Raw genomic sequence first — 22,719 nt, 5'->3', positions numbered from 1 at the left:
GTCGCGAGGCGATCTTGCCGCGCCCTTTCTGTTGGTATACAAAAAGTCGGGCCAGGTCCTCCTCCCCCCAAGGAGCCCCCATGTGTGTCGAGCCCGCCGAGCCCCCGTCCAGCCGACTGACCCGCCGCGGGGTGCTCGCCGCCTCCGCGGCCCTCGCCGGCACCGCCACCGCCCTCACCGCCGGTTCGGCCCCCGCCGCGGCGGCGCCGAAGAGTCCCGCCCGCACCGGTGACCTGGTCGTCGAGGGCGGCACGCTGCTCGATCCGGCGACCGGCGAGGTCACCGAGGACGCGGTCGTCGTGATCCGGGCCGGTGTGGTGCGCGCGGCCGGCTCCCGTGACGACGTCGACGTCCCCGCCGGTATGCCGCGCCTGGACGCGCACGGCCACTGGATGCTGCCGGGGCTGATCGACGCCCACATCCACCTCAACACCGCGGCCGAGGCGCGCGACGCCGTCCGCCAGGGCGCCACCAGCGCGCGCAGCGGCTCCACGAACTTCTACCAGGACATCGCCGTACGGGAGTTGGCCCGCCAGGCCCCCGAACTGGCACCGCGGCTGCGGGCCGCCGGCATCTTCGTCACGCCCGACCTCGGCGACACCGTCCTCGCCGATCCCGACCTGACGCCGCTGGCCCGGCTCAAGAACGGCGTGCGGTCCGCCGAGGCGCTGCGCCGCGTCGTCCAGGTGAACCTGGCCCGCGGCGCGGACGTCGTGAAGACCCGGGTCAACGAGCGCGCGGGCCTGCCCGAGCAGGACCCGCTCGCCCAGGTGTACTCGCACGAGCAGCTCGCCGAGGTGGTGGCGGCCGCCCGGCGCGGCGGCAAGGGCGTGCTGTGCCACAGCTACAGCGAACAGGGCTGCCACGACGCGGTGACCGCGGGCATCCGTTCCCTGGAGCACGGCGTGTTCGTCGCCGAGCGCACCCTGCGCGAAATGCGGCGCAGGGGCACGTACTTCACCCCCACCCTCACCGCGATCGCCGGCCTCGCCGACTCCTCGGACCCGGTCCTGGCCGAGCGCGGCCGCGCCTATCTGCCGGTGCTCAAGAAGGCCGTGCTCGCCGCGCACGAGACGGGGGTGCCGCTGGCCGCCGGCACCGACTCCTCGGGCGGCTCGATCAAGCCGATCGGCCGCGAAGTCGAGTTGATGCACGCGGCGGGTCTGTCGGCGCTCGACGCGATCCGCACCGCGACGACCGGCGCCGCTCACCTGCTCGGCCTGGACGGCTCGGCGGGCCGCCTGACGCGCGGCCACGCGGGCGACGTCCTGCTGATCCCGGGCGATCCGCTGGCGGACGTCTCGGTCCTCAAGTCCCCGGTTCGCGTGGTGCGTTCGGGCATCGCCCTCTGATCACCCGACGCACCAGGTCGCCCGTTCCACCGCCCCACCCTCAATCGCCTTCGAAGGAGATTCCGTATGACTCCCCCTCCCCTGTCCCGTCGTGGTGTCCTCGCGGGAGCCGCCTCGCTGGGCGCGGCCCTGACCCCGTCGGCGGCCGCGGCGGCACCGGCGGCCACGGCCCGGTCCGGCGGCGCGCATCGCCCCAAGAAGGCCGTGGTCTTCCGCGACGTACGGCCCTTCGGCGCGCGGGACGCCGTGGACCTGACCGTGATCGACGGTCTGATCAGCGACGCCCCCGCCCCCAGGGGCGCCAAGGTCGTCGACGGCGGCGGGCGGCTCGCCCTGCCCTCGCTGGTGGACGCGCACATCCACCCCGACAAGACGAGCTGGGGCGGCGACTGGGTGACCCGCAAGCCTGCGAGCAGCATCGCCGACTACTGCGCGCAGGACGTCGAGCTCTTCGAGTCGCAGAAGCGTCCTGTCGGCGAGCGCGCGTACGGCCTGATGGCGCACGCCGTGACCCGCGGCACGCGTGCCATGCGGGCGCACGCCGACGTGGCGCCGGCCTACGGGCTTGCCGGTGTCGAGGGCATCGCCGAGGCCAGGGAGCGGCTCGCGGACGCGCTCGACGTGCAGATCGTGGCGTTCCCGCAGCACGGCGTGGTCCGTACGCCCGGTACGGCGAAGCTGCTGGAGGCCGCCGCGCGCGGCGGCCTCGTCGACATGATCGGCGGTATCGACCCGATCAGCTTCGACCACGCCCTCGACGAGCAGCTGGACCTGGTCTTCAACCTGGCGGACAAGCACGGTGTCGGCGTCGACATCCACCTGCACGACCGCGACGAGAAGGGCACGAAGGTGCTGCGCGGCATCATCGAGCGCACCCGGGCGCTGTCGCTGCGGGGCAAGGTGACGGTGAGCCACGTCTTCTGTCTGCCGTTCCTGTCCGCGGCCGAACTCGACACGATGGCGGGCGACCTGGCCGATCTGGACATCGCCCTGACCACGGTCGCGCCGAACGAGTCCCTGGTGCTGCCCATCACCGAGCTGAAGAAGCACGGGGTGCGGGTCGGGCTGGGCTCGGACGGGGTGCGCGACTCGTGGAGCCCGTTCGGCAACGCGGACATGCTGCACCGGGCGCACATCCTCGGCTGGGTCACGGATGTCCGCCTCGACGACGAGCTGACGTCCTGCTACACGGTGGGCGCGCACGGCGGCGCCGACGTGATGGGCCTCCCGCACGCCGACCTGCGGCCCGGGTCACCGGCGGACTTCGTCCTCGTGCGCGGCGAGTGCGTCCCGCAGGTCGTGGTCGACATGCCGCAGCGCGACATGGTCGTCCACGGCGGTCAGGTCGTGGCGCAGAACGGGGAGCTGGTCTGACCGGCACGGGCCCCGGCCCCTACTCGTCAATCGCCGGAGGGGCTTGACCGGGCGGGGTCCGATGTCAACGGGGGCCTCATGCGGAAGTCGTACCGGGCGGGCAACGGCTCGCCCGGTGCGACCCGCGCCCAGACCTCCCCGAGGATCTCCGCCCCCTCCCGCAGATCCGCGACCTCGAACCCCGCCTCGAAGACACCCCGAGCGGCCGCCACCTCGCCCTCGGCGAGCAGAAGTCGGGCCTCCAGCAGACGGAACCGGCCGCGCGACCGCGTCCCCGCGTGCAACCGGCCCCACACACCCCGCGCCTCCCCGGCCCGCCCCACCGCCAGCAACGCCTCGATCGCCTCGCGCCCGAGCGCGGCCGTCGCGGCCACCCAGGCCTCCCCGTCGTCCCGGCGCTCCGCGCACAGGTCGTCGAACGCCTCGGCATGCCGGTCGGCGGCCCGCTCGTGGTGTCCGTCCGTGGCGTCGGCCACCGCCAGGCACCGCAGGAACGGCCAGTCGGACGCGGCGAGTTCGAGCCCGCGCTCCCAACTGCGCACGGCCTGGGCGCGGTCCCCCGCATGCCACTGCGCCACCCCGAGGTGGTACTCGGACAGCGGCCGGGCCGGCGCCGTCTCCAGCATGTCCCGCCAGGCCGGGGCGACCGGGCTGGGCCCGGGCGCGCCGACCCGCCGCGGCTCCGGGAGCGCGCCCGTCTCCAGCAGCTCCCGCCACGGGGCCTGCGCCTCGCCGAGGGTCGACTCGTCGAACGGCGTCCCGGGCAGCTTCCATCCGGCGCGCAGCACTTCGAGCGCACCCCACCCGGATCCGACGGCGAGCCGCTGCCCCGGCTCGGCATCGGCGTGCGGCCGCCATGCCTCGTACGCGGCCTCGACGTCGGCCCGCGGCAGCGCCCGTTCCAGCCGCCCCTCGACCTCGTCGACGACGGCGGCCCAACTCCCCTGGGAGTGAACCGTTTCGGCAGTGGCCGACAGCGGCCCGTACGCCTCCATCCAGCTGATCTCCCCCTCCGCCTCGAGGCGTACGTGCTCCAGCTGAGTGCGCGCGAGGCCGGCCTGGATCTCGGCGTAGCCGCCGGTGCCGGGCTCGGTCAGCCATTCCTGCCAGCGCCGCCCGCCGGTGCCGCTCCCCCACAGGAACAGCTTCCGGCCGCGCAGTGTGTCGGTCGACGTCTGGACGAGCCCGTGCCCGTCCCCGTCGAGCGCGGCGATCCAGCGGCGCCGGCCGTCCCCCACCTCGTAGAAGTAGTCGGCGGGGAACTCGCTGTTCAGCGGATACGTGCGGTCGCAGCCGTCGCACTCGGGCACGGGGACCCTGCGCAGCGCGTGCTCGTACCCGAAGTGCCAGGCCTCCTGTGCGGGGGCGATCACCCGGCGCTCCTCGGGCACGGCGATGTTGGACCACCAGTAGACCGGCGCGGGCTTCTCGTGCGGATTGCGGATGCGGACGGCGACGTAGAGGAAGTCGGATTCCTCCGGCAGCCACAGGTCCACCTGGAAGGGCAGGTCGCGCAGCCGCTCCCACTCCCACAGGCGCAGCATCTCGCCGCCGTCGGGCGCGGTGACACGCGCCGCGTGCAGGGGCGCGCAGGACAGGGTGGTGTGGCCGGTGGCGCCGATGTTCCACTCGACGCCACCGGAGAACCAGGCGCCGTTGAGCGCGAAGGCGGCGGGCTGGAACACCGGGTTGCGGTAGAGGAGTTCGCGCCCGGTCGGCTTGTGGAACAGCGAGGCGATCCGTCCGCCGAGGCCCGGTAGCACCGTCACCCGCAGCCGGTCGTTCTCGAGCACGATCGTGTCGAGGTCGACCGGGGCCCGGTCCCGGCCGTAGCCGTCGCGGATCCGCTCGGGCAGCAGGCTGCGCAGGGGCCGGTAGCCGAGCTGGCGGGCCATGTCGAGCGGCAGGTCCTCCTTGGCGCGCTCGTCGATCCCGTGGACCTCGTCGAGGGGCCGCAGCGGCGGCAGCGGGTTCGCGGGGCCCAACTCGACGCCCGGCAGGGTCAGTACCTCACGTCGCAGCATGGTCACGTCTGCCTCCCGTCGGCCCGGGGCGCGGCCCGCCCCCGATGACCATGGAACATGGTCATCGGCGAGCTGACCAGGGGCTGCTCCGGTCAGGATTGCGCAAAGGCGGCGACGACCAGATCGGTGAGCAGCGCTCCCGCGGTGCCGTCCGGGTCCAGGTCGGGGTCGTAGATCGTGACGTTCATGCCGACGCAGCGCGGCGAGGCGAGCAACGGCCTCAGCAGCGCGAGGAGTTCGTCGGGCAGCAGCCCGTCCGGGTCGGGGCTGTCGACGGCGGGCATGACGGACGGGTCGAGCACGTCGGCGTCGAGGTGCACCCAGAATCCGTCGAGCACCGGCACCTCGAAGCTCTGCACGAAGCCGCGTACGACGTCGTCGACGCCCCACTCGCGGAGTTCGCCGACCGTCACGTTCGGGATCTTGAGTGCGGCGAGCTCGGCCCGGTCGTCCTCAAAGGCGTCGCGTCCGCCGAAGAGCCGGACGTCCTCGTCGCGCAGATACGGCCGCAGCCCTTCCAGGTCGGTGAGATCCCGCTGCCCGCGGCCCGTCGCGAGGGCCAGTTCCTCGCCGCCGGCGGCGCCGACCCTCTCGGAGTTCCCGGGGTGGCGGAAGTCGGCCGAGGCGTCGACGGCCGCGAGTCCGAAGCGGCCGATGCGGCGCAGGGCGAGCGCGGCGCCCAGCTGGATCGAGCAGTCGCCGCCGAGCACGAGCGTGAACTCCCCGGCGCGCAGGTGCCGTTCGATCCGGTCGGCGAGCCGCACGGTGTACGCGGCGATGGCGGCGGCGTTGAAGACCCCGTCGCCCTCCTGCCAGTCGCCCCGGTCGTAGCGCGGCGGGACGACGACGCCGCCCTCGAGGGCGCCGAGCCTGCGCACGATCCCGTTCTCGCGCAGCGCGCCGGCGAGCTTGTAGACGCCGGGGACCGTGCCGGGGGCGGGCGGGCGCAGGCCCAGGTTGGAGGGGGCGTCGATGGCGACGATATTCCGCATGCCGGCCATCCTCATCGACGTAGGCTGGCGTTTTCAACAGTTCCGCAGCACGAGGAGCACGTCGCACCATGGCCGAGAGCCACACCTACCGGGTCATCGTCCGCGCCACCTTCGAGGGTCTCGACGACGCGGTGCGGGAGCGGCTGCTCGCCGAGGTGGCGGAGCACGAGGGCATCGCGGGGATGCGGTTCGCGCCCGAGGGCTCGCTCGCGTACGACCGCACGCTCAAGCACTTCTCGATGCGCTACGTCGTCGCGTCCGACCCGGACGACGGCGACGAGATGGCGGGCGCGCTCGCCGAGGAGCGTGCCGAGGCGTATCTGCGCGAGCGCGGCCTCGGGCACGGGGAGCTGCGCTCGACGGTGACCGACATGGACACCATGAAGATCAACCGGAAGCCGGGCCGGGCCGGGCGGTAGTCATCTCGGCGGTGAGCGCCCAGCGCTCGTGGTCGCGCCAGGCCCCGTCGATGAAGAGGAAGTCCGGCGAGAAGCCCTCCAGGCGGAATCCGGCGCGGCGGGCCAGCGCGAGGGACGCGGTGTTGCCGGGCTGGGCGTTGATCTCCAGTCGGTGCAGGCCGAGCGGTCCGAACGCGTACCGGATCACGAGGCCGAGCCCCTCGGACATCAGACCGCGCCCGGCGGCGTGCGCGAAGGCGCCGTAGCCGAGCGCGCCGCTGCGGAAGCCGCCCTGGACGACGTTGTTGATGTTGATGAATCCGGCGATGGCGCCGCTCTCCCGCTCGCACACGAGGAAGCCGTGCTTCGCCGGGTCCTCGACGAGCTGCCCGGCGTACCCGGCGAACGCGTCGGCGGTCAGCGGCGGGAAGAGCCAGGGCCGGTGCAGTTCCCGGCTCTCGCGGACCCGGGCGGTGAACTCGTCGGCGTCGGTGAGGGCGATGTGCCGCAGGACGACACGGCCACCCACGGCCAGATGATCATTCATCCGGGCAGCCTACGCGGCGGCTGCCGGGCACCCTGCTACGGGCATTTCTCGCCGTGCTTCACGACGCCGATGCGCACGGTGCCGGTCCCGATCTCCCGCCCGACGGCCGGGGACTGGCTGCACACCTTCCAGCTCAGCGGCCACAGGACGTGCCGGTGCGTGCCGCTGACGTCGGCGACCTCGACCTTGGTCCGGTAGTCGAGGGTCGAGAACACGTGCATCAGCCCGCGGCCGCGGAAGTCGGGCATCCGCGGCCCGTCGGCCGCGGCCGCCGCGCCCGCCGACGCGGTCAGGGCGAGCACCGTCCCGGCCGCCACTGTCGCCACTCGTCGTCTCACTTGCGTCTCCTCGCCATGAAATAGCCCCCGCAGATGCCGCCGATGACGAAGACGGCCGCGAGCGCCAGGTACAGCGGCATGGTGACCTCGGGGATCAGCAGCCGGATCTTCACCTGACGGGTGTTCTCGAAGATGAAGATCACGGCGAGGACCGCCAGGACCAGTACCGCGATCCTGGCCGGCGTGAACGCGCTGGAGCCGCCGCTCTTCGAGGAGCTCGCGGTGTCCTTGGGGCTCATCGGTGGACCCTTCCGTCGTTCCCCCGGAGGACGTCGCCGCCTCCCCGCCCAGCATGTGCGGGAAAGCGGCGTTTACGCAGCGGCCGAGGGCCCGTACGGGTGACGGCTACTGCCCGACGACGGGCAGTTCCACGGTGCCGGTGTCCTCGGGCGCGCTGGTGACGGTGACCGGCTTGACGCCCTTGTTGCCGCCGTACGCGTCGTCGCTCGCGGCGACGACGAACCGGATGCGGTGTCCCTTCTCGTAGCGATGCACGATGCCGGGCAGGGTGACGGTGAAGGGGCGGGTGACGTCGGGCACCCGGACCGGGGCCACCAGCCGGTGCACCAGGGTCTTCGTGCCGTCGGGCGCGACGTCGTACAGCTTCGCGAAGAGGACGAGCTTGTCGGCGGCGTCACCGGAGTGCTGCACGCGCTCCGTCCTCGGCGAGATCACCTTGAGGGTGGCCTTCGGGGCGCCGACGACGTCGGTGGCCGCGGTCAGCGGGTCGGTGGTCCAGTCGAGGTAGGTACCCCGGGTGTCGCGCGGCGCCGGGTCGGGCAGTCCGATGAGTCCGGCGAGGGACGACTCGGAGTGGCTGGTGGGGATGAGCCAGTTGCGGTACTCGCGGCTGCCGCGGGCGACCTTCTTGCGGTTGTCGACGAGCTTGCCGTCGCCGGACAGGTACAGCTTCTTCGACAGGGCGGGGACGCCCGGGGCGGTCGCGTAGGTGTCGTCCGGGTCGCCGATCCAGTCCCGGTAGTAGGCGAAGGCGGGTCCGGTGTCGACGCCCTTCTTGTGGTTCAGGTAGCGGTCGAACCAGGCGAGGATCCGCCTGCCGACGTAGCTGGTCTCCAAGTTGCCCTGCGACAGGTTGAGTTCACCGGACGCGGGGTCGGTGAGCCCGCCGCTGTGTCCCCACGACTGCCAGATCATCTTGGCGGTGGTGCCCTGCCCGCGCAGGGTGTCGTACGTGGCCCTGGCCTCGTTGAGATTGAACAGACTGTCGGCCTGCCCCTGGACGAGCAGCGTCGGCGCCTTCACGTCCTTCAGGTACGAGACCGGGGACACGCTGCGCGCGTAGTCGAGCAGCGCCCGGGTCCTGTCGGCCGGGTAGCGGCCGGAGTTGAGGGTGCGGATCGTCTCGCAGGCGTCGTCGACGAAGTGCAGGCAGCTCAGCTTGTTGATGCGCGACGGGTCGAGCGAGGGCTCCAGCAGCGGCTGCCCTTCGCCCATCAGATAGAACCCGTTGCTCCACTGCCACTTGAAGACGCCGGGGGTGTCCCGGTCGGCGGCGTTCTGCGGGTCGAGCGAGTAGGCCAGGTCGTGCCAGGTGATCAGCGGGACCAGCGCGTCCACCCGGTGGTCCACGGCGGCCGTGGCCATCTGGACGGCGCCGCCGTACGAGCCGCCGATCATGCCGACGCGCGGGTCGCCCTTCTTGTCGGCCGTGACGTAGTCGACCTCGGTGCCGTCGTCGGCGGCCCGGGTGCCGGCGAGGAAGTCGACGAGCGCGGAGGCCGCCTTGCCGTCGATGCGGGGGTCGTCGAGCGAGATCAGGCAGCCCGACTTGCCGAAGCCGAGGCCCGAGTAGACCAGTCCGACGTAGCCGCGCTGCGCGAAGGCCTTGCCGGTCGCGTCCGTGGACCCGTCCGACTTACTGCCGCCGAAGCCGTTCGTGGTGAGGACGGCGGGCGCGGGGTGCTCCGCGTCGACACCGGCGGGCCGGTACAGGTCCGCATCCACGGTGCAGGTGCGGTCACCGGTCTGCACGGTGAACTTCAGTGCCGTGACGGTGTATTCGCCGGTGGACGCGGTCACGCCGCCGACCGCGCTCGCGGGGACGGCGAGGGCCAGCGGGGCCGCGAGTGCCGCCGCGACGGTGCCGATGGCGGCGGTGAGGGGGGTACGGGGTCTGGGCACGGGTGTCCTCCACGCGTGGTTTTACCGACCAGTAGGTATGCGCGCGGAGTCATGGTGTGACGCGTGTCAGTTGAGGGTCAATGGGTGTGCGGGAGGTTTCTGGCGGGGCCGATCGCCGTGCGGGGCGGCGTGTTGGGTGAGTGCGGGTGGAGTGTGGCTGGTCGCGCAGTTCCCCGCGCCCCTGAGATGCGCACTGCGTGCGCCATCTCAGGTCATAGGTCCTGCACGGAGGTACGCGCCCGCTCCCGGAGGCGCGGCGGGGCCGCAGGCCTTCAGGGGCGCGGGGAACTGCGCGAGCAACCACGGCGAACCCGGTGCCGCCCGGCAAGAGAACCCGGCAGGCGGTGAGGCGTCAGCGCAGCGCCGGCGCATCCAGCGTCAACGTCAAGGCCCCGGCGTCCAATTGCCCCGCCACCCCGAACGGCAGGGTCAACGCCCCGTCCCCGTGCCCGAACCCGAACTCCTCCACCACAGGAACCCCGAGCCCGCCCAACCGGTCCATGAGAAGAGCCCGCACCTCAGGGTACGGATCGCACTCCGCCCAGGACCCGAGAAGAATCCCCGAGACGCCCTCCAGCCAGCCCCCGCGCAGGAGTTGGGTGACGTACCGGTCGATGCGGTACGTCTCCTCACCGACGTCCTCCAGACAGAGCAGGCCCCCACGCGCGCAGGCACGGGCGTGCCGCGTACCGAGATCGGCGGCGAGCAGGGACAGGCAGCCGCCCAGGGTGACGCCCCGCGCGACGCCGGGCACCAGTACACCGGCCCCCTCCCCCGCGGGGATCACCCGGACCGACTCGGGTGCGAACAGCGTGGCCCGCAGATGGTCCTGCGCCCGTGCGTTCTTGAGGAAGTCCGCCGCCGCGACCATCGGCCCGTGCAGCGTGCTCACGCCGAGGCGGACGGCGAACGCCTCGTGCAGCGCGGTGATGTCGCTGTACCCGACGAACGCCTTGGGCCGCGCGGCCCGCATCGCCGTCCAGTCGAGCAGGTCGACCATGCGCTGTGCCCCGTATCCGCCGCGGGCGCACAGCACGGCGTCGACACCGGGATCGCACCAGGCGCGCTGCAGATCGGCGGCCCGGTCGGCGTCCGCACCCGCGAGGTAGCCGAACTCCCCGTGCACGTCCAGGACATGGGGCGCGACGACCGGCTCCAGGTCCCAGCCGCGCAGGATGTCCAGGCCCGCCTGCAGCCGGTCCTCGGGGACCGGACCGCTGGGCGCGACGACGGCGACCCGGGCGCCGGGAGCCAGCCTCTCCGGCCGCACCAGCGGTTTCACTTGGTGAGCTCCAGGGTGGGGATGCCGATCGGGTGCAGGCCGAACACCTGGGCGTACAGGGAGAGTTCGGCTTCCAGGGCGCGGACCATGGTGTCCGCCCGGCGGAATCCGTGCCCCTCGCCCTCGAAGGCGATGTAGGCGTGCGGCACCCGCCGCCCCTCGCTCTCCACCCGCGCGAGGAACCGCTCGCACTGGGCGGGCGGACAGATCACGTCGTCGAGTCCCTGGAGAAGCAGGAAGGGCGCCGTGAGCCGGTCGGCGTGCTCGGCCGGGGAGCGCTCCGCGTACCGTGCGGGGACCTCGTCGAGCGGTCCGACGAGGGACTCCAGGTACTGCGACTCGAAGTCGTGCGTCTCCCCGCTTCCCCAGGCGGTGAGGTCGAGGATGGGGTAGATGACGGTGCCGCACGCGTAGACGTCCGTGCTGGTCAGGGACGCCGCGCTGGTCCAGCCGCCGGCGCTGCCGCCGCGGATGGCGAGGCGGTCCCGGTCGGCGGTGCCCTCGTCGGCGAGCGCGAGGGCGACGGCCGCGCAGTCCTCGACGTCGACGACGCCCCACTGCTCCCGCAGCCGGTTGCGGTACTCGCGCCCGTAGCCCGTGGAGCCGCCGTAGTTGACCTCGGCGACGCCGATGCCGCGCGAGGTGAAGTAGGCGATCTCCAGGTCGAGGACGAGCGGCGAGTGACCGGTGGGGCCGCCGTGCGCCCATACGACGTACGGCGGGAGTTCCTCGTCCGGGGCCGCGTGGGTGGGGCTGTGCGGCGGGTAGATGTGGGCGTGGACGTCCCGGCCGTCGGGCCCGCTGAAGACACGGATCTGCGGCTCGGGGTAGTACGCCGGGTCGACGGGGTCGCTGTGCGCGCCGCCGATCACCCGGGTGCGCCCGGTGGAGGTGTCCAGCTCGACGACCTCGTGTCCGGTGCGGGGGCTCGCGGCGACGCCGACGACGCGGGTGCCGTGCACGGCGAGCGAGGAGGACCACTCGGTCCAGGGGCCGGCCGTGTCGACGACCTCGCCGGTCTCCGGGTCGAGGACGCCGAGCGAGGTGGCGCCGACGCCGTGCACGACGGCGACCAGCCCGGCCTCCAGCGGCTTGAACCAGCTCAGGCCGATCTTCCACAGCGGCCCGCCGAACTCCTCCTCGCGGGGGCAGAGCGGCCGGGCCGCGCCGGAGCCGGCGCCCGCCGCGTCGATCCGGTACACGTTCCACCAGCCGCCGGCGTCCCCCGAGTACAGGAGCGCCCCGTCGTGGGCCCACTCGACCTGGCAGACGGACTCCTCCGGGCCGCCCGCCACGGTCCGCGCGGGGCCGAACGTGCCGTCCCCGGCGACGTCCGCGACCAGCAGCTCGGTGCCGTCCCAGGGCATGCGCGGGTGATCCCAGGCGATCCACGCGGCCCGTCGGCCGTCCGGCGCGAGCCGGGCGCCGGTGACGAACCGGTGGGCGCCGTCGGTGAGTTCGCGCACCGCGCCGCGGTCATCGGCCGCCGAGCCGTCCAGCGGGACGGCCGCGACCACGCGCCGCACGTCGGTCGGCCCGTCGCCGGTGAACTCCTCCAGGACGCACCACACCTCGTCCCGGCCGGGGTGGAACTGCGGGTCGGCCCAGCGCAGGCCGTCGCCGACGGCGGACAGCGGGGTGAGCGGGCGCGGCTGCGCGCCGGGAAGGTCGGGCTCGTACGCGTACAGCCGCTGGTCGGCGAAGTTCACGAAGACCAGCAGCGGGCCCTCGGAGCGCTGGGTGCCGGCCCAGGGACGGCCGCCGTACTCGATGACGCGGCTGCGCACGTTCCACGGCGCGGGCAGCACGGACTGCTCCGTGCCGTCGGGCCTGCGCCGCACCAGGGCGCGCCGGCCCGCCTCGGCCGGCCGCGGCTCGGTCCACCAGGCCTCGTCGCCCACGAATCCGACGTACTCCGGCTTGCCGTCGTGCGCCGCCGCCAGCGCGGCGTCGATCGGCGACGGCCAGGAGCCGTAGGCCTGCGTGTGCACCATGTCGTTCCCGCCCCCCATTTACTCCAGACCCTCCATGTTCTTCGCGTCCTCCGCTTTTTCCTAGTACGTCGCGCGGGTAGGGGCCGTGCCTATGCCGAGCGCAAGAACCGGTCGAGTACGCGCACGCCGAAGTGCAGCGCCTCCACCGGGACCCGCTCGTCGACACCGTGGAAGAGTGCCTGGTAGTCGAAGCCCTCGGGGAGCTTGAGCGGGGCGAAGCCGTAGCCGGTGATACCGAGGCGGGAGAACTGCTTGGCGTCCGTGCCGCCCGACATGCAGTAGGGGACGGTGTGCCCCTCGGGGGCGAACTCCTCCACCGCGGCCCGCATCTTCGCGAACGTGGGCGAGTCGACGGGCGCCTGGAGGGCGACCTCGCGGTGGTGGAACTCCCAGTCGACGTCCGGTCCGGTGAGCGCGTCGAGGGTGGTGTGGAACTCGTCCTCGGCGCCCGGCAGATAGCGGCCGTCGACGTGCGCGGTGGCCTCGCCCGGGATCACGTTGATCTTGTAGCCGGCGGACAGCATCGTCGGGTTGGCGCTGTTGCGCACGGTCGCCTCGACGAGGGAGGCGGCCGGGCCGAGCCGGGCCAGCAGCGCGTCGACGTCGAAGTCCGCCGCGTGGACATCGGTCTCGATGCCGTACAGGGCCGCGAGTTCGGACAGGGCGGCGCGCACGGTGGGCGTGAGGCGGATCGGCCACTGGTGCTCGCCGATGCGGGTGACGGCGGCGGCGAGGCGCGTGACCGCGTTCGCCGCGTTCACCTTCGAGCCGTGTCCCGCCTTGCCGTGGGCGGTGAGCTTGAGCCAGCCGGTGCCGCGCTCGCCCGCGCCGATGGGGTAGATCTGCTTGCCGCTGCCGTCGTGGAAGGTGTAGGCGCCGGACTCGCTGATGCCCTCGGTGCAGCCCTCGAACAGCTCGGGGTGCTCGTCGGCGAGGAACCCGGAGCCGTCCTCGGCGCTGGCCTCCTCGTCGGCGGTGAACGCGATGACGATGTCGCGCCGCGGCCGGAACCCGACGCGGGCCCACTGGCGGACGGTCGCGAGGATCATCGCGTCCATGTTCTTCATGTCGACGGCGCCGCGGCCCCACACGACGCCGTCGCGGACCTCGCCGGAGAACGGGTGCACGCTCCAGTCGGCGGCCTCCGCGGGCACCACGTCCAAGTGGCCGTGGACCAGGAGGGCTTCGGCGGAGGGGTCGGTGCCCTCGATGCGGGCCACCACATTGCCCCGGCCCGGGGTGCGCTCCAGGATCGTCGGCTCCAGGCCCGCCTCGGAGAGCAGGGCCGCCGCGTACTCGGCGGCGGGGCGCTCCTTGCAGTCGCCGCCGCCGCGGTTCGTCGTGTCGATGCGGATCAGCTCGGAGGTGAAGGTGACGACTTCGTCGAGCGCCTTCTGGTCGATCGTCGGAAGGTGCTGCTCAGCCATACTGTTCCTCCACCGCGGCCGAGGCGATCGTGGTGACCGCCTTGAAGGTGCGGATGCCTTCGTACATGGTCTCGTGCGTGTACGCGATCCTACGCTCGCCGGTCCGCTCGACCCCGGGCACGACGGTCGAGGCCATGGCGAGGTGCTCGGCGTCGAACTCGACCTCCACCGTGAACGGACCCGCCTGCACCGGCTCGTGACGCACGGCGATCGACGCGGCGTCCTTGGCGGCGGCCCGGATGTCGGCGGCCGTCCGCCCCGGGGTGCGGCACACCGCCGCGTACCGGGACACATGGTCCTTGACGGCGACCTTGCGGGCCTCCGGCGCGTACCCGAGAGCGTCGTCGCAGGCGTGGTCGTCGCCGGTGACGAGGACGACGGGGACGCCGTACTCGGCGACCACGTGCGCGTTCAGCAGGCCTTCGCTGGCCCGTACGTCGTTGACCCACACGCCGGTGATCTGGTTCGCCAGGTACGTGTGCGCGAGGACGCCCTCCATGCCGGCGCCCGCGTGGTACCCGATGAACGCGATGCCGTCGACATCGCCGTGCTGGACGCCCTCCACCATGGACAGCGACTTGTGGCGTCCGGTGAGCATCTGCGCGCGGTCGTCGAGCTGCTCCAGGAGCAGATTGCGCATCGTCCAGTGCGCCTCGTTGACGAGCACCTCGTCGGCGCCGCCGTCGAAGAAGCCGAGCACCGCCGCGTTCACGTCCGAGGTGAACAGGGCGCGGCAGCGCTCCCACTGCGGTGTGCCCGGCAGGACGTCCGCGGGCCAGGTCACACCGGTGGCGCCCTCCATGTCGGCGCTGATGAGGATCTTCATGGCCAGCACCGTACGCGGATCCGGGCACACCTCACCAGACCTGTGGATAACTCTCAGGGGTATAGACCAATGGAGGACCCGTTCGGCCGGGTTCGCGCTCGTCAGCGCGCTGCGGGCGGATCCGGCGTCAGCATCCGGACGAGGGCGTCGACGAGGGCGCCGTGCCAGCACGCGTAGTCGTGGCCGCCGTTGAACTCGTCGAGCGTGACCCGGTACCCGGCCGGGCGCAGCGCCTCGTACAGCGCGCGGCTGTAGCCGACCATCGGACCCTCGTGCAGCCCTACGTCGAGGTGCACGGTGAGGTCGCGGGGCGGGGCCTGCGCGTACCGCCCAACGAGCCAGGGGACGCCGGCGACCGGAGTCTGCGGCACGGCGTCGACCGGCAGGCCGGGGTGCCACCACAGGGACGGCGACTGGGCGAGGACGTTGCCGAACCGCTCGGCGCGGACCAGGCCCGCGTACAGGGCGGTGAGCCCGCCGAGGCTCTGTCCGGCGACGACGGTGCGGCGCGGGTCGGTGGTGAGCGGCCAGCGTCCGGCGGCCCAGGGCAGTACGTCGTCCGCGAGGAACGTGACGTAGGAGTCGCGGGCGCTCATCTCGCGCCAGCGGGTGGGACCGTCGACGGAGTCGGGGGCGAGGACGATCAGCGGCGGCAGCGCGCCGGCGGCGATCAGCGCGTCCAGGGAGTCCTGCAGGCCCATGCCGCCCAGCCACATGTCGCCGTCGCCGAGCACGACGACGGGCAGGTCGCGGTGGCCCTGTCCGGGCGGCAGGTAGACCCACACGTCACGGACCGCGCCGAGGGCGGGGCTGTCCACGCGGTGCCGCTCGACCCGCCCGCGCGGCACCTCACGCGCGGGCCCCTCCCAGCGCTGTCCGGGAGCGGCGGGCAGAGCGAAGACGGAGGAGTCCGGGCCGCCCCAACGGGTGGGGATCGTCCGGGGGTTGAGCGGATCGGGGCCGGCGTACCGCTGGAGGGTGCGCAGGAACTCCTGGAGCCGGTCGGGGTCGGCGGGCGGGTGGCCGGTCGAGATGTCGGCGGCCATCCGGTAGGCCCCCCGGTGGTCGGCGCGCAGGCGCAGGCCGAGATGCCAGATGTCGGTGCCGGGGACGTGGTGCAGCAGGGCGTCGGCGAGCCGGGCGCGGTCGACGAGGCGGTTGCTGAACAGCAGGACGTGCCGGGTGGCCCGGTGGCCGCGGTACAGGAAGGTGAGGGTGCGGTGGTCCGGTTCGCCCTCGATCGGCTCCACGAGCGGGGCGCCGAGCCGTTCGACGTCGGCCCAGAACGCGGCGGCGAGGTCGGCGCGCAGCGGCCCGTCGGCCCCGGTCAGGTCGTCGAGCAGCCGCGCCACCCGGACACCGACGGCCGGGCGCGGCCGTACGGCCTCCTCCACCCAGGCGAGATCGGACGAGACCAAAGGCGCGTGCATCGCCCCACCGCTTCCTGACCCATCGTGACTTACTTAGCTTAGCCTAAGCTAACCTATCATCGGGGCGGGTCGGACGCCCGCTCCACCACCAGCCACCGCGACGGCAGCTCGATGCGGCTCCCGTCGGGGGTGAACTCCGTGGTGATCAACGGCAGTTCGCCGGACGCGAGCACCGCGAGGCCCGCCGCGTCGGCATACCCGGGCACGGCCGCGTCGCGGACCTCGCCGGGGGCGATGCCATGGGCGAACACCGGGGCCAGCTTGGGCGGCGGACCGGCCGGGTGCCGCGCGAGCCCCCGCAGGATCGTCCGGGCCCCCTCCGACAGCTCGACGACGAAGCCGCGCCCGCGCTCGCCGACCAGCGCCGCCACCGCGTCCATGAGCGGCTGCCGGTCGACGGGGTCGCTCTGGTGCAGCACGCCCCGCATATAGACGTTCACGTCACCCAACTCCACGTGCAGCGCGCTTACTTGACGCTGGTCCGTGGCGTCCAGCTGACGGTAGTCGGCCTGTTGGGCGGGGTCCGCGCGGCGGGCCCGGCCGAGGGCGGCGCCGGACAGGTCCACGCCGACCACCTTGCGGTAGCGGTCGGCGAGGAAGCGGGTCTGGGTGCCGTTGCCGCATCCGAGGTCCACGACGGGCAGGCCGGGGGCCGCCAACAGCGGCTCGAACAGGTCGAGATGGAGGCCCACGGTGAGCGCGGGCTCGGCGTCCCAGAAGACGCCTCCGGGCTCCTCGGGAGCCTCGCCCCAGAAGCCCTCCCACGCCTTCTTGTAGCGCTCGGTCACACTCATGGGCCCTCCCGGGGGTGCGGCGGCGGAACCGGCCGGAGCATCAGGTCGGTCTACCGCGCCGGGGTGCGCCCCACAAGCGGGGCGGCACCGCCTTCCCGAGGTACGGGCCTTCGGCCCCCGCGTCAGACGCGCTCGCGGCGCAGGGTGAGCTCGAACCACACGGTCTTGCCGTGCGCGGTGCGGCTCGTGCCCCACTCGCGCGCCAGACGCGCGACGACGCGCAGCCCCCGCCCGAACTCGTCGCCCGGCCCCGCGCTGCACAGCGTCGGCAGGGTGTGCTCGGTGTCCTCGACCTCGCACAGCAGCGTGCCCGAGCGCACCAGGCGCACCTGCACCCGGCCGCCCGCGGTGTGCCGCACGGCGTTCGTGACCAGTTCGCTGACCATGAGTTCGGCGACGTACTCGACGTCCGACAGGCCCCACAGCGCGAGCTGCCGCCGTACGAGGCCGCGGGCGCGCGGCACTTCGGACGGTTCGCCGTCGAGCTCCCACTGGGCGACGTCGCCGGGCTCGATGCCGCTCGTGCGGACCATCAGGAGCGCCACGTCGTCCTTGCGGCCGCCGCGGCCCGCGAGGGAGCGGATGATGGTGTCGCAGGCGTCGTCCATGGAGGCGGCCGGGTGGGCCGCCGACTCGCAGAGCGTGGCAAGCCCCACCCCGATGTCCTCGCCGCGGACCTCCACGAGGCCGTCCGTGCACATCACGACGCGGTCGCCGGGCGCGACCGGGATCCGTACGGACTCGAAGGGCACCCCGCCCACACCGATGGGCGCGCCGGTGGGCAGTTCCAGGAGCTCGCTGCGGCCGTCGGCGGCGCGCACGATCACCGGCGGGATGTGTCCGGCGTTGGCGAGGTGCAGTCCGCCGGCAATGGGGTCGTACACCGCGTACAGACATGTGGCGAGATAGTGCTCCCCCAGGCGCTGCGCCAAGTCGTCCAGATTGCGCAGGAGTTGGGCCGGCGGCAGGTCGAGGGCGGCCATCGTCTGCACCGCGGTCCGCAACTGGCCCATCATGGCCGCCGAGTTGAGCCCGTGCCCCATGACGTCGCCCACCACGAGGGCGGTACGCGCGCCCGGCAGTTTGATGGAGTCGAACCAGTCGCCGCCGACCCGGCCGAGCAGGGCGCCCGGCAGATAGCGGGTGGTGACGTCGCAGCCCGGCATGTGCGGTTCGATGTGCGGCAGCATGCTGTCCTGGAGCGTCTCCGCGACGGACTCCTGGTACGCGTACATGCGCGCGTTGTCGAGCACGAGCCCGGCGCGCGCGGCGAGTTCGGCGCCGGTGACGCGGTCCATGTCGTTGAAGACCGGCCGCTCCCGGTGGCGCAGCAGGATCATGAACCCGAGGACCACGTTCCGCGCCTTCAGCGGCACGACGAGCATGGAACGGTGGTTGATCAGCGGGCGGATGTCGCGCTTCTCGAACTGCGCCGCGATCGCGTTGCCCATCTCCTCGGAGATGTACGGGACGAGGACCGGGTCACCGGTCGTCATGCACTGGAAGAACGGCGTGTGCGCCGGGAACGGCATGGACTCGCCGACCGGTACGACATCGTCCCAGCGGCCGGGTTCGTCGGTGTGCTCCACGGCGACGCGGTGCCACATCGTGGTGGTGTCGGGCGGCCCCTCGGGGAACCCCTCGCCCGCGACGACCTGTTCCCGCAGGTACGTGCCGGCGACATCGCTGAAGCGGGGCACGACGGCGCGGCTGACCTCGATGATCGTGCGGGACAGATCGAGGGACGAACCGATGCGCCCGCTCACCTCGTTGAGGAACTCCAGGCGCTCGCGCACCGCCATGAACTCGAGGTCCTCGGCGTCGTCCGGCGGCCTGCGCGGGGACGGCACCCCGGCCGCGGCGGCGCGCTCGGCCCGCACCCGCCGCTCCTGGCGCTCGGTGCGCCGCGCGACACCCCAGTCGGCGGTGACGGGGACCCGGTCCTGCTGGCTGAACTCCAGCACTGGATAGCCGAGTTCGAGTACCTGGCCGACGATCCGGGCGCTCTCGCGCACGCTCATGCTGGGCAGGATCTCGGGCAGTCTGCGGGCGAGCTCGTCGGCGGCCGGGAAGTCGGTGTGCAACGCGAAGCCGGGGGCCATGCGCTCCCCCGTCACCTCCCGCGGGCCCTCGGCCCCCGGGTCGCCGCCGCTGAGCCGCCGGGCGTCGGCGGCGAGCACGAGCAGCCGCTCGGGGCCCGGCCCCACCAGGGGGTACGCCCACCACAGCACGTCGATGCGTTCGCAGGGCCCGGCGCTGGTGTCGAGCCGGGCGCGGCCGGCGGCCGGGTAGGAGGTGCGGCCGCCGAGCGACTCCTCCAGGCCGTGCCCGAGCCCGTCGTGCGCACCGTAGGGGGCGCGGGCCGCCTCGGGCTCCACACAGTCGTCCGGGAGGGCGCCGGACACGGGCAGGAGGTCGGCGACGGGACGGCCCACCGCCTCCTCCCGGCCGGGGCCGAAGAGGCGGCGGGCGCCGGTGCTCCAGTGGGAGACGCGGCCCGCCCGGTCGACGACGACAACGGCCAGCGGGACGCGGCCCTGGGGGGATCGACCGGTGCCTGGCATCGCGCCCGCGCTCCTTCCCTCCGGCACGCCGGGGGTGCGCACCGCCTCCTTCCACGGTACGCGCGGCCCGTCAACACCGGGTGTCTACGGGCGAATTGACCCTCCGCCCCTTGACGGGCGCCCTGTGTCGTGCGGGGCGCCCGGGCGGCGACGGGCCGGGCGGGTCCCACGCCCCCGACGGGGCTCTCAGTCCTCGTGCCCGAGCTGGAGGTCGCGTTCCGTGCGACCGCCCCCGGCGACCTGGAGCACCGTGGCGACCGGCGGGTAGCCCGCCGCGATCACCGTGTACTCGCCCGACGACAGATCGACGAAGCGGAACGTCCCGTCCGGCCCGGTCGTCAGCGTGTCCACGACGTTCCCGGCGGCGTCGAGCAGGGTGACCCGGGCGTCCTCCACGGGACGGCCGCCGCCGGCCCGTACCGTTCCGCGCAGCACCGCCCCGCCCGCCAGTTCCACGTCCTGCCGGGTCTCGCGGGAGGCCATCACCGTCACGGGCAGGGCCGCCGGGCGGTACGCGGGGGCGCTCGCCGCCAGGGTGTACTCGCCGGCCACCAACTCCGTGATGACGTAACCGCCTTCACGTCCGCTGCGGGTGGTCGCGACGACCTCGCCGTGCACATTGGTCAGGGTCACGGTCGCGTCCCGCACGGGAGCTCCGTCCGCCGTGAGCACCGCACCGGCGAGGCGGCCGGCGCCGCCGAGCACGACGTCCAGGTCGACCGGCCGCTCCCCGACGGTGACCGTGACCGCCTGCGGCTGGTGTCCGCCGGCCGCCGCGATCAGCACGTAACTGCCCGCACCCGGCGTCGACAGCGCGTACCGGCCGTCGTCGCCGCTGGCGCCGCGCCCGATCTGGGTGCCGCCGACGTCGATGAGGGTGAGCGCGGCGCGCGGCACGGGGGTGGAGTCGGAGTGCCGCACCGTTCCGCAGACCGGGACCCCGGCGGCGTACGAGACACGCTCCTGGGCGGGCACGACGGGGGTGACGGGGTTCTCGGAGGGGGCTGTGCTGGACAACAGGGGTGTCTCCTTGAGGAAGAAGGCGAGGACCAGACCCAGGACGAGGACCGGCACCAGGTAGAGGAAGATGCGGGGCATCGCGTCCGCGTAGGCCTGGATGTACGGGGTGCGCAGCGCTTCGGGCATCGCGTGGACGAGCTGCGGGGTGATGGACGCCGCGTCGGTCCGTCCGGCCCCGGTGGCGGGCAGCCGGTCGGCGAGGGCGTCGGCCAGCCGGTTCGCGAAGAGCGTGCCGAAGATCGCGGCGCCGACGCTGCCGCCGATCTGCCGGAAGTAGTTGTTGGCGCTGGTGGCCGTGCCGAGGTCGGCCGGGCGCACGGAGTTCTGCACGGCGAGCACCAGCACGGGCATGATCAGGCCGATACCGGCGCCGAGCACCGCCATGTAGGCGCTGTACTCGAGGCGCGGGGTGTCGACCTCCAGGCGCGACAGCAGATACATGCCGAGCGCGGACAGGGCGCTGCCGAGGATCGGGTAGAGCTTGTAGCGGCCGGTGTGGCTGATGAGCTGGCCCGAGATGATCGAGGCGCCGACGACGCCGCCCATCATGGGGAGCATCAGCAGCCCGGACTCGGTGGCGGTGGCGCCGTCGACCATCTGCAGGAAGGTCGGCAGATAGCTGGCCGCGCCGAACAGGGCGACGCCGACCACCATGCCGATGAAGCCGCTGAGGTTGAAGACGGAATCGCGGAACAGCCGCAGCGGGATGAGGGGTTCGGCCGCGAACTTCTCGGCGACGACGAACAGCACCGCGGAGGCGAGCGCGCCGGCGCCGAGTCCGATGATGACGCGGTCGCCCCAGGCGTACTCCGTGCCGCCCCAGCTGGTCAGCAGCACGAGGCAGGTGGAGGCCGAGGCCAGCAGCAGCGCGCCCGGCACGTCGAGCCGGGGCTTCTTCGTGGGCTTGGGGAGCTTGAGGACGACCGCGGTGACGGCGAGGGTGACCAGGCCGAACGGGACGTTGAAGTAGAAGCACCAGCGCCACGAGAGGTGGTCGGTGAAGTAGCCGCCGAGCAGGGGGCCCGCGACCGAGGCGAGGCCGAAGGCGGCGCCGATCAGGCCCATGTAGCGGCCGCGTTCGCGCGGCGGCACGATGTCGCCGATGATCGCCTGCACGCCGATCATGAGACCGCCGGCGCCGACGCCCTGGACGGCCCGGAACGCGATGAGCTGGTCCATGCTCTGGGCCCGCCCCGCGAGCGCGGAGCCGATGACGAACACGACGATCGCGAACTGGAAGACGCCCTTGCGGCCGAAGAGGTCGCCGAGCTTTCCGTAGATCGGCAGGCCGATGGTGGAGGTCAGCAGATAGGCGGTGATCGCCCAGGACATCTTGTCGAGACCGTGCAGCTCACCGACGATCTTCGGGAGCGCGGTGGCGACGATCATCTGCTCCAGCGCGGCGAGCAGCAGCGCGAGCATCAGGCCGACGAACACCATCCGGACGCGCCGCGGGCTGAGTCCGTCGCCGGGCAACTGAGGGGGCGCCGCGTCCTGTTGAGGCGCCGGGGCGGTGACCGGAGCCGGCTCGCGGGTCACCTCCCGCTCCCCCACGGGTTCGGTCACCAGCGTCGTCGTGCCCACCTGCTGCTCCCCTCGTCGCCCTTGCGCCGCCCATTTCTCGCATTACGCGACAACGGGGGGCAAGCGCGACGAGACGCACCTCAGGCGGGCTCGATCGACGAATGCGCCGGTCGGAGCCCTACGGCGTACAACTGAGCCGAAACGAAAACCACTCGAAACGGTGAGCGGGAGATCGGTGTTTGAGGGTCACTTCTCCAGTTCGGCGGCGAGCTTGGCGAGCACGCCGTCGTAGATGCGGCCGAGCCCCTTCGGGGCGAAGGTCTTCTCGAAGAAGCCGCCGATGCCGCCCGCACCGTTCCACACGGTCGAGACGACGACCCGCGACTGCCCCTCACCGGCGGGCGTGACACGCCAGGTGGTCACCATCGAGGAGTTGCGGTCCTTCTCGACGAGCTCACCGTCGGTGGGCTCGGTCACCTCGAGCAGGCAGTCGCGGATGCGCTTGCTGGTGGCCTGGAGCTTCCAGTGGACGAGGGTGCCCTCGCCGTCGCCGCCCTCGCGCACCTCGTACTCGCTGAAGTGCTCGGTGAGCAGCTTCGCGCGCGTGCCGTTGTAGTCGGCGAGGGCGTCGAACACGTCGTCCGGCTTCGCGGCGACGACACGTTCCGTGGTGGCCTCGACCTGCGCCATG

At 72.9% G+C, this 22,719-nt stretch carries 18 protein-coding genes; 3 read left to right on the top strand and 15 right to left on the bottom strand.

All coding sequences use genetic code 11. The features are described 5' to 3' along the window. The first annotated feature begins 80 nt into the window (after positions 1-80). Together ACVHNB_RS12245 and ACVHNB_RS12240 are read left to right on the top strand one after the other, a co-directional pair. Entirely contained in the window at positions 81-1,352 is a 1,272-nt protein-coding gene (locus ACVHNB_RS12245) for an amidohydrolase family protein (RefSeq protein WP_428951337.1), read from the top strand. A 66-nt stretch (positions 1,353-1,418) separates the two neighbouring features. Beyond that, positions 1,419-2,726: an amidohydrolase gene (locus tag ACVHNB_RS12240; RefSeq protein ID WP_456228041.1), complete on the top strand. Its 1,308-nt coding sequence runs from the start codon at positions 1,419-1,421 to the stop codon at positions 2,724-2,726. Between the two features lie 26 nt (positions 2,727-2,752). On the opposite strand, the gene ACVHNB_RS12235 is transcribed toward ACVHNB_RS12240, so the two are convergent. Together ACVHNB_RS12235 and ACVHNB_RS12230 are read right to left on the bottom strand one after the other, a co-directional pair. Beyond that, entirely contained in the window at positions 2,753-4,750 is a 1,998-nt protein-coding gene (locus tag ACVHNB_RS12235) for a DUF5107 domain-containing protein (protein WP_456228873.1), read from the bottom strand. Between the two features lie 92 nt (positions 4,751-4,842). Then, positions 4,843-5,742 carry an arginase family protein gene (locus tag ACVHNB_RS12230; RefSeq protein ID WP_456228040.1) on the bottom strand — a complete coding sequence of 300 codons (900 nt, stop codon included), beginning with the start codon at positions 5,740-5,742 and terminating at the stop codon, positions 4,843-4,845. Positions 5,743-5,810: 68 nt separating this feature from the next. On the opposite strand from ACVHNB_RS12230, the gene ACVHNB_RS12225 reads away from it, so the two are divergent. Further along, on the top strand, positions 5,811-6,161 hold the full coding sequence (locus ACVHNB_RS12225) for a DUF6204 family protein (protein WP_428951340.1): 351 nt from the start codon (positions 5,811-5,813) through the stop codon (positions 6,159-6,161). Here the strand turns inward: ACVHNB_RS12225 and ACVHNB_RS12220 are convergent. From ACVHNB_RS12220 to ACVHNB_RS12160, 13 genes are all read right to left on the bottom strand, one after another. Next, the gene (locus ACVHNB_RS12220) at positions 6,130-6,687 is read right to left on the bottom strand and encodes a GNAT family N-acetyltransferase (protein ID WP_456228039.1); all 558 of its coding nucleotides are present in this window, start codon (positions 6,685-6,687) and stop codon (positions 6,130-6,132) included. The genes ACVHNB_RS12225 and ACVHNB_RS12220 overlap by 32 nt on opposite strands. A gap of 35 nt (positions 6,688-6,722) precedes the next feature. After that, complete coding sequence (locus tag ACVHNB_RS12215; protein WP_428951342.1) at positions 6,723-7,025, bottom strand: hypothetical protein; 303 nt, start codon at positions 7,023-7,025, stop codon at positions 6,723-6,725. Next, positions 7,022-7,264, bottom strand: coding sequence for a LapA family protein (locus tag ACVHNB_RS12210; protein WP_428951343.1), 243 nt, complete (start codon positions 7,262-7,264; stop codon positions 7,022-7,024). The genes ACVHNB_RS12215 and ACVHNB_RS12210 overlap by 4 nt, the downstream gene beginning before the upstream one ends. Before the next feature lie 106 nt (positions 7,265-7,370). Further along, the gene (locus tag ACVHNB_RS12205) at positions 7,371-9,167 is read right to left on the bottom strand and encodes a CocE/NonD family hydrolase (protein WP_428951344.1); all 1,797 of its coding nucleotides are present in this window, start codon (positions 9,165-9,167) and stop codon (positions 7,371-7,373) included. Positions 9,168-9,519: 352 nt separating this feature from the next. Then, positions 9,520-10,449, bottom strand: coding sequence for a S66 peptidase family protein (locus tag ACVHNB_RS12200; RefSeq protein WP_428951345.1), 930 nt, complete (start codon positions 10,447-10,449; stop codon positions 9,520-9,522). Further along, positions 10,446-12,443 (bottom strand): dipeptidyl-peptidase 5, encoded by a 1,998-nt coding sequence (locus ACVHNB_RS12195; protein WP_428951346.1) that lies wholly within the window; start codon positions 12,441-12,443, stop codon positions 10,446-10,448. Before ACVHNB_RS12195 ends, ACVHNB_RS12200 begins: the two co-directional genes overlap by 4 nt. A gap of 89 nt (positions 12,444-12,532) precedes the next feature. Continuing rightward, on the bottom strand, positions 12,533-13,870 hold the full coding sequence (locus ACVHNB_RS12190; protein ID WP_456228038.1) for a M20/M25/M40 family metallo-hydrolase: 1,338 nt from the start codon (positions 13,868-13,870) through the stop codon (positions 12,533-12,535). Beyond that, complete coding sequence (locus ACVHNB_RS12185) at positions 13,863-14,696, bottom strand: M55 family metallopeptidase (protein ID WP_456228037.1); 834 nt, start codon at positions 14,694-14,696, stop codon at positions 13,863-13,865. Before ACVHNB_RS12185 ends, ACVHNB_RS12190 begins: the two co-directional genes overlap by 8 nt. A 101-nt stretch (positions 14,697-14,797) precedes the next feature. After that, positions 14,798-16,126 carry an enterochelin esterase gene (gene fes, locus ACVHNB_RS12180; RefSeq protein ID WP_456228036.1) on the bottom strand — a complete coding sequence of 443 codons (1,329 nt, stop codon included), beginning with the start codon at positions 16,124-16,126 and terminating at the stop codon, positions 14,798-14,800. A gap of 56 nt (positions 16,127-16,182) precedes the next feature. Continuing rightward, entirely contained in the window at positions 16,183-16,920 is a 738-nt protein-coding gene (locus ACVHNB_RS12175) for a class I SAM-dependent methyltransferase (protein WP_456228035.1), read from the bottom strand. Between the two features lie 122 nt (positions 16,921-17,042). Next, positions 17,043-19,484, bottom strand: coding sequence for a SpoIIE family protein phosphatase (locus ACVHNB_RS12170; RefSeq protein ID WP_456228034.1), 2,442 nt, complete (start codon positions 19,482-19,484; stop codon positions 17,043-17,045). A gap of 186 nt (positions 19,485-19,670) precedes the next feature. Beyond that, complete coding sequence (locus ACVHNB_RS12165; protein ID WP_456228033.1) at positions 19,671-22,088, bottom strand: MFS transporter; 2,418 nt, start codon at positions 22,086-22,088, stop codon at positions 19,671-19,673. Between the two features lie 186 nt (positions 22,089-22,274). Next, entirely contained in the window at positions 22,275-22,718 is a 444-nt protein-coding gene (locus ACVHNB_RS12160; protein WP_428951353.1) for an SRPBCC family protein, read from the bottom strand. Position 22,719: the final 1 nt, after the last annotated feature.

The sequence above is a fragment of the Streptomyces sp. YJ-C3 genome (assembly GCF_053891275.1).
Note: the sequence above shows the minus strand (reverse complement) of the source record. Positions and strands in the feature narration are given on the sequence as shown.

Coding starts and splice junctions, on each gene's coding strand:
- ACVHNB_RS12245 (WP_428951337.1), top strand. CDS start 81: ATGTGTGTCGAGCCCGCCGAGCCCCCGTCCAGCCGACTGACCCGCCGC.
- ACVHNB_RS12240 (WP_456228041.1), top strand. CDS start 1,419: ATGACTCCCCCTCCCCTGTCCCGTCGTGGTGTCCTCGCGGGAGCCGCC.
- ACVHNB_RS12235 (WP_456228873.1), bottom strand. CDS start 4,750: ATGCTGCGACGTGAGGTACTGACCCTGCCGGGCGTCGAGTTGGGCCCC.
- ACVHNB_RS12230 (WP_456228040.1), bottom strand. CDS start 5,742: ATGCGGAATATCGTCGCCATCGACGCCCCCTCCAACCTGGGCCTGCGC.
- ACVHNB_RS12225 (WP_428951340.1), top strand. CDS start 5,811: ATGGCCGAGAGCCACACCTACCGGGTCATCGTCCGCGCCACCTTCGAG.
- ACVHNB_RS12220 (WP_456228039.1), bottom strand. CDS start 6,687: ATGAATGATCATCTGGCCGTGGGTGGCCGTGTCGTCCTGCGGCACATC.
- ACVHNB_RS12210 (WP_428951343.1), bottom strand. CDS start 7,264: ATGAGCCCCAAGGACACCGCGAGCTCCTCGAAGAGCGGCGGCTCCAGC.
- ACVHNB_RS12195 (WP_428951346.1), bottom strand. CDS start 12,443: ATGGTGCACACGCAGGCCTACGGCTCCTGGCCGTCGCCGATCGACGCC.
- ACVHNB_RS12190 (WP_456228038.1), bottom strand. CDS start 13,870: ATGGCTGAGCAGCACCTTCCGACGATCGACCAGAAGGCGCTCGACGAA.
- ACVHNB_RS12185 (WP_456228037.1), bottom strand. CDS start 14,696: ATGAAGATCCTCATCAGCGCCGACATGGAGGGCGCCACCGGTGTGACC.
- fes (WP_456228036.1), bottom strand. CDS start 16,126: ATGCACGCGCCTTTGGTCTCGTCCGATCTCGCCTGGGTGGAGGAGGCC.
- ACVHNB_RS12175 (WP_456228035.1), bottom strand. CDS start 16,920: ATGAGTGTGACCGAGCGCTACAAGAAGGCGTGGGAGGGCTTCTGGGGC.
- ACVHNB_RS12170 (WP_456228034.1), bottom strand. CDS start 19,484: ATGCCAGGCACCGGTCGATCCCCCCAGGGCCGCGTCCCGCTGGCCGTT.
- ACVHNB_RS12160 (WP_428951353.1), bottom strand. CDS start 22,718: ATGGCGCAGGTCGAGGCCACCACGGAACGTGTCGTCGCCGCGAAGCCG.